The sequence below is a fragment of the Acinetobacter sp. ANC 3832 genome (assembly GCF_002135415.1).
GTDB lineage: Bacteria > Pseudomonadota > Gammaproteobacteria > Pseudomonadales > Moraxellaceae > Acinetobacter.
Map to the genome: position 1 here is coordinate 1 of NZ_NEGJ01000017.1, position 12,024 is coordinate 12,024.

Here is a 12,024-nt window from a genome sequence, read left to right on the forward strand (position 1 = left end):
ATCTTGGCTCATCAATTTTCTGACAAATATTTCTCAAATAAACTTCGAGTAATTTCTACCATCAATCAATGAAAATAATTTCGATCAATCAATCAGTAAAAATCCACACAAGTTGTTCTTCATAATCTCTTAATGATTAATTCATCACTTCGTCAGGGATGAACAAGACGCAATAAACATTTAACAACTTAACCCTTTAAGCTAAGTTCGTTTGCTGTATCGCGTCGGTATGAGCTCATTATAGGGCAATTTCGTACAGGTGCAAGTGCTTTTAACTGATTGTTTTATCATGTGTTCTTTTTTTATGCACTAAGCTGGTGCTTTTTTAGCTAAAAACAAGCATAAGCTTTTAATTTTAAAGCAGAAATATGTCAAAAATATTTCTGCTTTATTTTTAAATTATTTCTTTGTATTTATTTCTATCGTTTGAATACCGAGGATTTTCACGGTTTGATTCGGTACATCTTGGAATAGGCCTACCGATCCAGTCGGTGTTTTTGTGATTTTGTCGACAATATCCATTCCTTTCGTCACTTTACCAAAGACTGCATAGCCTGGATTCATGGGTGCTTGATTCAAAAATGCATTATCAGCAACATTAATAAAGAATTGGCTTGTCGCTGAGTTAGGGGCATTAGTACGTGCCATGGCTAAAGTGCCACGTGTATTCTTCAATCCATTATTGGCTTCATTTTTAATAGAAGCTTGTGTCGGCTTTTCTTTCATCGTGCTATCGAAACCACCGCCTTGAATCATAAAGCCTGGAATGACGCGATGGAAAATCGTGCCACTATAAAAGTTGCTCTTCACATAGCTTTCAAAGTTTTTCACTGAAACAGGCGCTTTATCATCATAAAGCTCAATATCAATGTTTCCCATGTTGGTCTTAATTTGCATATTGGTATTAGCAAAGATACTTGAACTTGCAATGGCTAAAGCCAATCCCATGCTTAATGTTTTTAACATTAATTTTCTCTCTTTCGGTTTCTATTAAAATTTGCTTATCTTAGTCAAATGAAAAGTGGTATTCCGTTAACTTTTATTTCAACGAATAAGGTAGATATCTTTGATAAAGGCTTTTCATTCTTTCTAACTAAGATGTAAAAACATTGAAAAGGTTATTTATACTTATATATGCTATTCATTTGCTATCAATCAACATCTATAAAGGAAGAGCTTTTGAATTGTTTATCTATACAGCTTGAATAAAGACTTCATTACAGATAAATCGATCTTATCGCTCCTCCTCTTGCAAACCATTTTCTCTAACAAAAAATCCGAGCTTCAAAAAAGACTCGGATTCGTTGATAAAGCTTATTAAAGTTTAACTATTTTTATCCCAAAATTTTCGGAACTCTTTACTCATCTCAATCACGTATTTTTTTGCTTTCTTTGAAACAGGTGTCAGATTAATAAAGCCATGCGTTTGGTCTTCAAAATCATGATAATGCACCTTAACTCCATTTTGACGTAACTTATGCGCGTAAATCTTGCCTTCATCATGCAGAACGTCGTGCCCTGCTGTGATTAAAAAAGCTGGTGCTAATTTTTTCAAGCTACCATTAGTCGGTGAAATAATCGTGTCGTCCAGTGCAACATTATAACGAGTAACATAATAGTCAGTGACATAGTCTACATCTGTACCCGTTAAAACCAATCCATCTTTATATGCATAAAATGAAGGATGACGACTTTTAAAATCGACAGCAGGATATATCAGGAACTGTGCAGATGGTGCATATACTGCATTGACTGTGCGCTGTGCGACAACTGCACTGATGTTTCCACCTGCGCTATCTCCTGCAACAGCAATACGGTTTTTTAAAATTTTAAAATGACGGCGATTTTGATAGACCCAAGCTAGCGCATCTTCGCAAGACTGAATAATGTCACGTGGACCCACTTCTGGTGCTAATGGATATTCAATACTTAATACTTGAACTTTGGCATGTGTCGCAATAAGACGACAAACCTCATCATGCGTATCAACACTGCCCACGACAAAACCACCACCATGATAGAATACGATCATCGGTAATTTTTTACTTGGCGCTGGGTGATAATGTCGTGCATAGATGCTACCGCTTTGTAAGGGCAAGCGAATATCTTCAACCAATTGTACTTGTGTCGGTTTATTGATGATTGATTGCATCTGTGCTTCGAACTGTCTACGTGATCGTTCTACATCTGCACCAATAAAACCCACCTTACCTTGTTTCAGTTGTGCTGCCATTAAACATTTGGTAAAACTATCCAACTGCGGATATTCATATGGATATCCTAAAACTTTAACCAATGATTCCTGCGCAAATTTAGGTAAACGATCTAAAGTACGTCCAGCAGGCCCTTGACCTTTTTCTAAGAATTCTTGTAAATTTCGATTAAAAGCAACCATTCCATACCCTTCCTTTATCCCAATTCTTCATATTTTCTACATGATCAGGCTTTGACTGACTATATTCTTATACAAGTCTCGCAATCAATATACAAATATAAAACTTAGATACGCTAATCTGAGTACATATTCCTTGTCATTGACTATTTATTTATAAATCAGGGTATTTTTTGCTATTCCAAGCCTAAGTCACCCAAGTGAGGTCACAGTGATGTCAATTAAACTCATGTTCATTTCTGTAGCAACTGCATGCTTGGCTGTCGGTTGCGTTGCCTTTCCTGATGATGGCCCATACTACGGTGGAGGTGGCTACTCCACAGCTTATGATAATTATGGTGGCTATTATAATGGTGGATACCAAACGGTTTACCACAATTATAATTGGGATTCTGATCGCATCATTTATAGAAATGATCGTGCGCGTTGGGATCGTGATAGAACGATGCAAATTCAGCTTCAACAAAATCGTCGTAAATATCAAAACGCTCAAAAACGTCCACAATGGAATCAGAACCAACAGCAAAATGGACGCCCAAATTGGCAAAGTCGTCCACAACCCAGTACGCAACCTAATTGGACAAATCGTCCTCAACAAAGTACCCAACCTACTTGGTCTAATCGCCCTCAACAAAATGATCGACCAAACTGGCAAAATCGTCCTCAGCAAAGTGGACAGCCAACATGGTCGAATCGCCCGCAACAAAACGGACAAAGCAATGGACAAAATCGTCCCCAGCAAAGTGGACAGCCAACATGGTCGAATCGCCCGCAACAAAACGGACAAAGCAATGGACAAAATCGTCCCCAGCAAAATGGACAAGCAGACCAAGGGCGCTGGAACCACAACCATTCAAATAGCCAAACCTCAGGTCAAAGCAATAAATCTCAAGGCAATAGCCAACCGACTCGAAATAAAAACTGGCCCAATAAAAAAGATCCGAATGATCAAAATTAAGATCAAAAAAAGCCTAGTAAGATTATTAGGCTTTTTTATAACGGAAATAACTCGTTTTTAAAATTCGGTTTATTGAGTACTTGTGTCTTTTTCATTTGTTGGAGCAGTCGCAATTTCATCGAGTGGTAATGTCGGGTCTGCTTGTAAAGCGACATTCGATTGAACATGTAAATGATGCCCTTCAATCATCGTTGTATTGGTCTCTGATTGTGCAGGGTTGATGATTTGGGTGGTATCAGCATGATGACTCATTGGCTGAGTTGTACAACCCACCATCAAAGTCACCATTAACATTGAACTGAGTTTTGCTGATAATTTCATTTGTATGCCTATATTCTAAATTTTCATCTCTGATTCAATCTATTTTACGTGTTTACGCACAAATTTTATACTTTTTTATAAATATGCTTTAACTTCATCAGCATTGATCATATTTATATGTTCTAAGCCTGTTACATCACAGCTTTTTATTTCTTCTTGGGAGAATAAATAAAGTACTTGTGCATCCTTATTCAAAACATCTCTACATCAACATTGAGTATTCATAAAAATTCAATAGAAATATGAGATCAACTTATTTGTCATCAATATCTTTTAAAGTGGTTGTTGAACCATGAATTTAGCGTAAAAGACTCTTCAAACCTGAATTTTTTTAATTTATGTTGCTGAAAGCTTGAATTTTTCTCGCTCGCCCCTACCTTATTAGTATTAATGAATTAAACAATCATGGCAGTTCAGGATAAACAGTCATCGCTGAAGCCAAAAGGACTGTACATGTTTAAGAACCCATTTAAACGGAGATCATCAATGGCTAATGAGCAAAATGAGCAAGCTCAAGATATTCAACAAGAGCAAGCTGAACAGCAACAAGAGCAAACTCAAGCTGAAACTGAGCAAGCTGACGTTAGTGTTGAAGATTTACAAGCTCAGATTCAAAAACTTCAAGAAAGTTTAAAACTTGAAAAAGCACGCACGGCAAATGCGGTATATGAAGCACAGAAAAGTGTTGAACGTATTCAACGCGAGTCTGAAAAGCATAAAGAGACTGTGATTGAAAAGTTTGCCAAAGAATTACTCGATTCTGTCGATAACCTTGAACGTGCGCTTCAAGCTGCAGATGAAGACAACGCAATGGTTGAAGGTGTGAAATTGACATTAAAGTCATTACTTAGCACTTTAGAGAAATTTGGTGTCGTTGAAGCAGATACGACAAATGGTTTTAATGCTGATTTACATCAGGCTGTAGGTATTGATCCGACTGCACCAGCCAACCAAATTGGTACAGTGCTACAAAAGGGTTATACCTTAAATAATCGTTTACTTCGCCCTGCGATGGTGATGGTGGGTCAATAAACCCAATAAATTAGAGAGTTTTTCAAATATTTTGCTGAAATTTCATCAAAGATGACTTGAAATATTTTGATTGGCTCTCATATCGGATAACAAGCAAAAACTAATTGCAAAAAAATTGAGAGGAATAAATTAATGGCTAAAATTATCGGTATTGACTTAGGTACAACTAACTCATGCGTTGCTGTACTAGAAGGCGATAAAGTTAAAGTAATTGAAAATGCTGAAGGTACTCGTACTACGCCTTCTATTGTTGCGTACAAAGATGGTGAAATTCTTGTTGGTCAGTCTGCGAAACGTCAAGCAGTAACTAACCCTAAAAACACATTGTATGCAATCAAACGCTTAATCGGTCGTAAGTATCAAGACCAAGCAGTTCAAAAAGATATCGGTCTTGTACCATACAAAATTATCAAAGCAGACAATGGTGATGCTTGGGTTGAAGTAAACGATAAGAAATTGGCACCACAACAAGTGTCAGCTGAAATCTTGAAAAAGATGAAAAAAACAGCGGAAGACTATTTAGGTGAAACAGTCACCGAAGCTGTTATTACAGTTCCTGCTTACTTCAATGATGCACAACGTCAAGCAACTAAGGATGCGGGTAAAATCGCGGGTTTAGAAGTTAAACGTATCATTAACGAACCAACTGCTGCTGCACTTGCATTTGGTATGGATAAAAAAGAAGGCGATCGTAAAATCGCGGTTTATGACTTAGGTGGTGGTACTTTTGACGTATCAATCATTGAAATTGCAGACCTTGATGGCGATCAACAAATCGAAGTATTGTCGACCAATGGTGATACATTCCTTGGTGGTGAAGACTTTGACAATGCGTTAATCGAATACTTAGTTGAAGAGTTCAAGAAAGAACAAAGCTTCAACTTGAAGCAAGATCCACTTGCATTACAACGTTTGAAAGAAGCTGCTGAAAAAGCAAAAATCGAGCTTTCTTCTTCTAACGCAACTGAAATTAATCTTCCGTACATCACGGCAGATGCGACTGGTCCTAAACACTTAGTGATCAACGTAACGCGTGCGAAACTTGAAGGTTTGGTTGCTGATTTAGTTGCTCGTACGATTGAGCCTTGCCGTATTGCGCTTAAAGATGCAGGTCTTTCGACTTCTGACATCTCTGACGTAATTTTGGTGGGTGGTCAGTCACGTATGCCAATGGTTCAACAGAAAGTACAGGAATTCTTTGGTAAAGAACCACGTAAAGACGTGAATCCTGACGAAGCTGTTGCGATGGGTGCTGCGATTCAAGGTGCGGTATTGTCAGGTGACAAAACTGACGTACTTTTACTTGACGTTACTCCATTGACACTTGGTATTGAAACAATGGGCGGTGTGTTAACTGCAATCATTGAGAAAAACACGACGATTCCTGCGAAGAAATCTCAAGTATTCTCAACTGCTGCTGACAACCAACCTGCTGTAGACATTTCTGTGTTCCAAGGTGAACGTAAAATGGCGCAGCAAAACAAATTGTTAGGTAACTTCCAATTGGGCGACATTCCACCTGCTCCACGTGGTGTGCCACAAATTGAAGTATCTTTCGACATCAACGCTGATGGTATTTTGAAAGTATCTGCAAAAGATAAGAGCACTGGTAAAGAGCAATCTATCCAGATTAAAGCAAACTCAGGTTTGTCTGATGCTGAAATCGATGCAATGATTAAAGATGCTGAAGCGAATGCTGAAGAAGATCGTAAATTTGAAGAACTTGCGAAAGCACGTAACGAAGCTGATGCTTTGGTTTCTAGCTCACAAAAAGCAGTGAAAGATCTTGGTGAACAAGTGACTGCTGATGAAAAAACTGCAATTGAAACTGCAGTAACTGAGCTTGAAGCTTCAACAAAAGAAAATGATGTTGATGTGATTAAAGCAAAAACTGAAGCTTTACAAAACATCATCATGCCAATTAGCCAACGTGCTTATGAAGCTGCACAAGGTCAAGGTGGCGCTGAAGGTTTTGATCCAAATTCATTCCAAGGTGGCGATGCAGGTCAACAACAAAAAGCGGATGATGGCGTTGTAGATGCTGAGTTCACTGAAGTTAAAGATGATAAGAAGTAATTTATCGTTTTAACACGATGTAAAAAAACCGCGCGAAAGCGCGGTTTTTTTATGCTATAAAATAATGAATCGTAAAACTAAAAGAATACTCATGAAAAATAATGCCATGATTTCTCTACCCGTATATTACAGCTTAATCATTGCACAATTTATACTACCGATGATTGCTACCAGTATCGATATGTTCAGTACGGCACCCGAATTAGAACTTCTTGATAAAACTTTATATCGAGATCCCCAAAGTTGGGAAATAGCCATTATATCTCTAGTGGGCGTTGTATTACTTATCATTACTATTGGTTTATGCCTACGACAAGAATGGGCTCGGAAAGCCTATATTTACACGTTCTTCCCAACGTTTTTAATTTACTTTCTACCTTATATGCATTGGTTTTATATGAGTAGTTATGCGGCTATTTTTAATGATATTGCCTATGTCTCCGCAGGAATATTATTAATTATTTTAGCTAGCCCTGCTTTATATCAAAGCATTTTTACAAAAAAATCATGATTAAAATTCTCGGTATAACCCTTAGCTTATACATTTTTTTTGAAATACTCAGCCATAGCTTTGCTTGGTATATTGTACAGTTTTTTAAAAATGCTGTCGTGCAAGATGAACGAAAACCAAAACACCTTCAGTTTATCCGACAAACTTTCTATAGATTGATTTTAATCTTAACCATTGTTTTGATGAGTCATTGGTACACTGAACGGACTTTCTCTGAACAGAATGATCTCATACGTTTCACGTGGAGCATTGGATTCATTCTTCTAATCTTATTCATCATCTGGTGGATCAATGCTTTTATTATTCGTTCTGTCATTTTAAAACAAGCTCAACAAATATCTGTTACGCATGTCTTTAAACAAAAGATCATCTACATCATGCTACATCCCAAAGAATTTATTCATATTTATACAGATGCTGAATATTTAAAAAAATCAGTCATCATGAATCACCTACTGAGTATATTAGCATTCATTATTTTATTTTTAGATATTCAGATGCTCTATACAACTTAAACACGTTATTAAAGCAACATAGTTTCCATAGGAATATCAAACAGTAAATTCAATATGGTAAATAGACCTTGAAGAAAAAAGAATAAACCAATAAAAACAAAAATGGGCATCAGCAACCTTTGTTTTTTGGTTAGGCTTTCTCTTAGCTGAAAACGATACTGCTGATTCGAAGCTCTTCCAATAGGAATGGTGGTTAAAATAGCTTTGGAGATTCGTTCTTCTATTGTATGTAATGAAGATCCAGCAAAAACCTCTAAACAATATTTCCCGACATCTAATTCACAATAAAAGACCAACATTGCACTCTGACTAAAACTATTCTTCGTTGCTCGCCCAATACTTGGAGACAGTTTTACCACTTGCTGACGAGTCAGATCAGTCAATTGAGGTTGTGAAAATAACATTGGTGCTTGTTTTAATAAAGGCCCAACCTGCCAAATAGAAAATCCGCCTTTTTCTTGTATTGAAAACTCTTTGATTTGTTGACTGAGGGGTAAATCTACAATAATTCGCGTTCTAAACAACAGGTACAAACATTTGAAAACAAATACCCAGCAAGCAATGCCGATCACTAAAAATAGCCAACCCAAGATCAAACTTACATTCATCATAATGACTTATTCTTCTTATTTAGCTCAACTTAAAAAAATATTAAGACAAGTAAACTTGAAACTCTGTATGCATTCAGCAAACAAACCCATCAGAACTACTTGCCAATCCTTAAATTTCAGCTAAATTACATCTAACAAAAATTATTTTTAAATAAAGAAAATGCGCTTTTGGATCATTCTTGCCTTAATGCTGTTCACTGCTTATTTTTCCATTCAACGGTACATGCATCCACAGCTAACCCATAACTCAGCTCTCGATCGTATCCAACACCCTTTGGATACTCGACTCCGTTATCGCATTGGTACGATTGATCCTCGTTTTAATATAACCACTGAACAAGTGCTACAGTTGGCTCAACAGGCAGCGGATATTTGGCAACAAGGAAGTATGAAAAGTCTTTTTATTTATGATCCTAATGCAAAACTAAGCATTAATTTAATTTATGATGAACGACAAGCTGAATCTACGGCACGTAAACAAGAAATTAAAGTGATTGAAAACTCACGACAATATACAAATTCTGAACAAGATAAAGTGAAACAACTTGATGCTCAATTGAGCCAAGCCAAACAAGCTTTAGATCAATACCAAGCCAATTATCAAAACAAAGTGAATCAATACAATCAAATGATTCAAGCCTTAAACCAAGCGCAATCTAATTTAACTGAAACCGCTCGACAGCAATTGGATCAAGATAAGCAGCAATTACAAAAAGAGCAGTTTGAACTACAACAACAAATTAATTTATTTAATCAAAAAGTTGCCCAATTGAATCAACACGTGAATACAGCCAACTCGATTAATCAGCAATTTAATCAATCTGTCGATCAATTTAATCAGCGCTTTCAGCCTCGCCAATTTGATAAAGGTGTTTTTGATGGTCGTGAAATAAATATTTATGAGTTTGAATCTAACGATGATCTGCGTTTAACCATTGCACATGAACTTGGTCATGCACTTGGACTACAACATAATCAAGATCCTAAAGCCTTAATGTTTCCGATTATGAAAGAGCAAGACTTGGCACACTTTAAATTAACACCTGCTGATTTGGCACTCCTAAATGCTAGACATTAATCTGATGCCATGACTAATCTATATCCATATTTTTGTTATGGATTTATGTCTATTTCACTCATTCTGATCTAAATCCATGCTATTGTGAAATCATATAATTCAAGGAGAAGGCAGTGAGCTATTATCATATTATTTTGGAAGTAAATGATCATATCAGCACGATTGAACAGACTCGGGATATTCAAATTTTAGATATTACTGAAATTCAACCTTACCTCTACTCTCTTCTCTTGCCTTATTTTAATGAACAGATTATTGAGCTTGAAGATGAAAATATCGAGTTTAAAGATGTTTTACATTTAACTGTCAAACAAACGTTATTGCCCATTCAACATTTAATTGAAGAAGAGCAAAAGCAATTACCAAGCGATACTGATATTACCATTACTGCTTATGAAATTTTTAATGATCGTGACCACACACAAGATGTGACTGCGGTCATTTGGGATATTTTGGAAGCTGTCAAAATTGATACATCTGCAATAGAATAAATATGATGCGTGTAATGCCTTGACTGAGTACTTATTTGGTCAAGGCTTTTTATTTTAGATAATTCAATTTCGAACATGAAGGAATCTATGCATCATATCTTCACCCCACATGTGATAATCCAAGAGATTTAAAAGTACTCTCACCAGTTTTATCTAGAAAAGAAATTATTTAAATTGAAATGAGCCTTTGAACTTGTATTTCAAATTGCTACACCAAAATTTATAAAGTTAAATGATCTTAAATTAAAGCAGATCAGTTCCACGTGAAACTTTTTGAAAAATAGATTTTGATTTATCACACAAACTTTTTCCTTGGCGGAAAATTAAGATTTATATCACTCGAATATCTAAATAAAAAACTAAAGCGTTGTTCAAAATACTGTTCTTAATCCATTCCATTTCGTGACTCAAATTCACAAAATAAAATGGAGAAGATATCTCTCCCAAAATATCTTCTCCATGGAGTTAATCTGATCTTAAGACCGATTATATTGATTCTATTTTATAGTATTCTTTTATTTTTTTGTTTTAGACTTACCCTCTAGAGTGTGACGTACACCACAATTTAGAAAATCGAATATAATCACTTTTCAAACTTAAATCAAGACATTTGGCAAAAATTAATACATGTTTTTATAGCACTTTTTTTAATTTGCATATTCGGTTTTATGATAAAGATGCTTAATTTACACAAAAAAAGAGTCACTGTTAAAGTGACTCTTTTTATATATCAAGGCTTTATCATTAATCAGTAAATGTTACGCGAGCAATTGCTTTTTTACCTGCCTGAATAATGTAAGTTTTGTTTTCATTCACAGAGAAATTAGCATCAACCACTTCCCAATCGACTTTAACTGCACCACGTGCAACAGCATCTTTCGCTTGAGCCGCATTTTTAGTTAAACCAGCAGAACGTAGGATAGAGGCAATAAACATTTCGCCACCAAACTCAGCACGAGAAATCGTCACTTCTGGTGTACCTTCTGGTAATTCACCTTCAGTAATAATATTTCCTGCACCTTTATGTGCATTTGCTGCAGCTTCAGCACCATGGAAACGTTCAACCAACTCCACTGCTAAAATCTTTTTCACTTCTTGCGGATTACGACCTTCAGCAACGTCTTTTAACAAAACTTGAATGTCTTCAATCGATTTAAAACTGAGTAAATCAAAATAACGTTCAATTAAAGTATCAGGCATTGAAAGGACTTTTTGATACATCGCACCAGGCGCATCAAATACACCAATATAATTGCCCAATGATTTAGACATTTTGTTAACGCCATCTAAACCTTCAAGAATGGGCACAGTAATACAAACCTGTGCTTCTTGATCATAACGACCTTGTAAAGTACGACCCATTAACAAGTTAAACGTCTGATCTGTACCACCCAGCTCTACATCAGCTTCAAGTGCAATGGAGTCATAACCTTGAACCAATGGATACAAAAACTCATGAATCGCAATCGGTTGATGGTTGTTATAACGCTTAGTAAAGTCATCACGCTCTAACATACGTGCAACCGTTTGTTGCGATGCCAATTGAATCAAATCAGCAGCTGTTTTTTCTGCAAACCATTCCGAGTTAAAACGTACTTTGGTTTTATTTGGATCTAAAATTTTAAAAACTTGTTCTTGATAAGTTTTTGCATTTTCTACAATTTGTTCACGAGACAAAGGTGGGCGCGTCGCACTTTTACCTGTTGGATCACCAATCATTGCGGTGTAATCACCAATCAAGAATGTCACTTCATGACCCAAGTCTTGAAAGGTTTTTAGTTTATTAATCAGAACTGTATGTCCCAAATGCAAATCAGGTGCTGTAGGATCAAAACCTGCTTTAATTTTTAGAGGACGATTCTCTTTGAGTTTCTTCAGTAGATCTTCTTCAGAGATAATTTCATGTGTGCCTCGTCGAATGAGGGCAAGTTGTTCTTCAGCTGGCAGGAAATTTGACATCACAAAACCCAAATACATCAGTTGTTCAATTTGTGCGATATACTAACACTTTTTCAGCATAATGCAGGCGAAGTATCTTC

General features: G+C 36.2%; 12 protein-coding genes. 7 read left to right on the forward strand and 5 right to left on the reverse strand.

The window, feature by feature from the left end; all coding sequences use genetic code 11:
• Positions 1 to 399 precede the first annotated feature (399 nt).
• Both B9T35_RS16325 and B9T35_RS16330 read right to left on the reverse strand, forming a co-directional pair.
• A complete protein-coding gene (locus tag B9T35_RS16325; protein WP_086192158.1) occupies positions 400 to 966 on the reverse strand; it encodes a peptidylprolyl isomerase in 567 nt (188 codons plus the stop codon).
• A 358-nt stretch (positions 967 to 1,324) separates the two neighbouring features.
• The gene (locus B9T35_RS16330; RefSeq protein WP_086192159.1) at positions 1,325 to 2,395 is read right to left on the reverse strand and encodes an alpha/beta hydrolase; all 1,071 of its coding nucleotides are present in this window, start codon (positions 2,393 to 2,395) and stop codon (positions 1,325 to 1,327) included.
• A gap of 211 nt (positions 2,396 to 2,606) precedes the next feature.
• Here B9T35_RS16330 and B9T35_RS16335 point away from each other — a divergent pair, with 211 nt between their 5' ends.
• Positions 2,607 to 3,350, forward strand: coding sequence for a hypothetical protein (locus tag B9T35_RS16335; protein WP_086192160.1), 744 nt, complete (start codon positions 2,607 to 2,609; stop codon positions 3,348 to 3,350).
• Between the two features lie 69 nt (positions 3,351 to 3,419).
• Here B9T35_RS16335 and B9T35_RS16340 read toward each other — a convergent pair whose 3' ends face one another.
• Positions 3,420 to 3,671 carry a hypothetical protein gene (locus tag B9T35_RS16340; RefSeq protein ID WP_086192161.1) on the reverse strand — a complete coding sequence of 84 codons (252 nt, stop codon included), beginning with the start codon at positions 3,669 to 3,671 and terminating at the stop codon, positions 3,420 to 3,422.
• Positions 3,672 to 4,157: 486 nt separating this feature from the next.
• Between B9T35_RS16340 and grpE the strand changes: the two genes are divergently transcribed.
• The 4 genes from grpE to B9T35_RS16360 all read left to right on the forward strand — a co-directional run bounded on the left by grpE (position 4,158) and on the right by B9T35_RS16360 (position 7,805).
• Complete coding sequence (gene grpE / locus B9T35_RS16345) at positions 4,158 to 4,703, forward strand: nucleotide exchange factor GrpE (protein WP_086192162.1); 546 nt, start codon at positions 4,158 to 4,160, stop codon at positions 4,701 to 4,703.
• Positions 4,704 to 4,835: 132 nt separating this feature from the next.
• Positions 4,836 to 6,779, forward strand: a complete 1,944-nt coding sequence (gene dnaK, locus B9T35_RS16350) for a molecular chaperone DnaK (protein WP_086192163.1) — start codon at positions 4,836 to 4,838, stop codon at positions 6,777 to 6,779.
• A gap of 91 nt (positions 6,780 to 6,870) precedes the next feature.
• A complete protein-coding gene (locus B9T35_RS16355) occupies positions 6,871 to 7,290 on the forward strand; it encodes a hypothetical protein (RefSeq protein ID WP_086192224.1) in 420 nt (139 codons plus the stop codon).
• Positions 7,287 to 7,805, forward strand: coding sequence for a hypothetical protein (locus B9T35_RS16360; RefSeq protein ID WP_086192164.1), 519 nt, complete (start codon positions 7,287 to 7,289; stop codon positions 7,803 to 7,805). Before B9T35_RS16355 ends, B9T35_RS16360 begins: the two co-directional genes overlap by 4 nt.
• Before the next feature lie 8 nt (positions 7,806 to 7,813).
• On the opposite strand, the gene B9T35_RS16365 is transcribed toward B9T35_RS16360, so the two are convergent.
• Positions 7,814 to 8,416 (reverse strand): hypothetical protein, encoded by a 603-nt coding sequence (locus B9T35_RS16365; RefSeq protein WP_228147183.1) that lies wholly within the window; start codon positions 8,414 to 8,416, stop codon positions 7,814 to 7,816.
• Positions 8,417 to 8,576: 160 nt separating this feature from the next.
• On the opposite strand from B9T35_RS16365, the gene B9T35_RS16370 reads away from it, so the two are divergent.
• Both B9T35_RS16370 and B9T35_RS16375 read left to right on the forward strand, forming a co-directional pair.
• Positions 8,577 to 9,494 (forward strand): matrixin family metalloprotease, encoded by a 918-nt coding sequence (locus tag B9T35_RS16370; RefSeq protein ID WP_086192165.1) that lies wholly within the window; start codon positions 8,577 to 8,579, stop codon positions 9,492 to 9,494.
• A 113-nt stretch (positions 9,495 to 9,607) separates the two neighbouring features.
• Positions 9,608 to 9,985 carry a hypothetical protein gene (locus tag B9T35_RS16375; RefSeq protein ID WP_086192166.1) on the forward strand — a complete coding sequence of 126 codons (378 nt, stop codon included), beginning with the start codon at positions 9,608 to 9,610 and terminating at the stop codon, positions 9,983 to 9,985.
• Positions 9,986 to 10,729: 744 nt separating this feature from the next.
• Here B9T35_RS16375 and tyrS read toward each other — a convergent pair.
• Positions 10,730 to 11,962: a tyrosine--tRNA ligase gene (gene tyrS, locus B9T35_RS16380; protein ID WP_171264307.1), complete on the reverse strand. Its 1,233-nt coding sequence runs from the start codon at positions 11,960 to 11,962 to the stop codon at positions 10,730 to 10,732.
• Positions 11,963 to 12,024 lie beyond the last annotated feature (62 nt).

What these genes read in the sequence shown, in the direction of transcription:
- B9T35_RS16370 (WP_086192165.1), top strand. Translation starts at nt 8,577, where the DNA reads ATGCGCTTTTGGATCATTCTTGCCTTAATGCTGTTCACTGCTTATTTT.
- B9T35_RS16365 (WP_228147183.1), bottom strand. Translation starts at nt 8,416, where the DNA reads ATGATGAATGTAAGTTTGATCTTGGGTTGGCTATTTTTAGTGATCGGC.
- B9T35_RS16325 (WP_086192158.1), bottom strand. Translation starts at nt 966, where the DNA reads ATGTTAAAAACATTAAGCATGGGATTGGCTTTAGCCATTGCAAGTTCA.
- grpE (WP_086192162.1), top strand. Translation starts at nt 4,158, where the DNA reads ATGGCTAATGAGCAAAATGAGCAAGCTCAAGATATTCAACAAGAGCAA.
- dnaK (WP_086192163.1), top strand. Translation starts at nt 4,836, where the DNA reads ATGGCTAAAATTATCGGTATTGACTTAGGTACAACTAACTCATGCGTT.
- B9T35_RS16330 (WP_086192159.1), bottom strand. Translation starts at nt 2,395, where the DNA reads ATGGTTGCTTTTAATCGAAATTTACAAGAATTCTTAGAAAAAGGTCAA.
- B9T35_RS16355 (WP_086192224.1), top strand. Translation starts at nt 6,871, where the DNA reads ATGAAAAATAATGCCATGATTTCTCTACCCGTATATTACAGCTTAATC.
- tyrS (WP_171264307.1), bottom strand. Translation starts at nt 11,962, where the DNA reads ATGTATTTGGGTTTTGTGATGTCAAATTTCCTGCCAGCTGAAGAACAA.
- B9T35_RS16340 (WP_086192161.1), bottom strand. Translation starts at nt 3,671, where the DNA reads ATGAAATTATCAGCAAAACTCAGTTCAATGTTAATGGTGACTTTGATG.
- B9T35_RS16360 (WP_086192164.1), top strand. Translation starts at nt 7,287, where the DNA reads ATGATTAAAATTCTCGGTATAACCCTTAGCTTATACATTTTTTTTGAA.
- B9T35_RS16335 (WP_086192160.1), top strand. Translation starts at nt 2,607, where the DNA reads ATGTCAATTAAACTCATGTTCATTTCTGTAGCAACTGCATGCTTGGCT.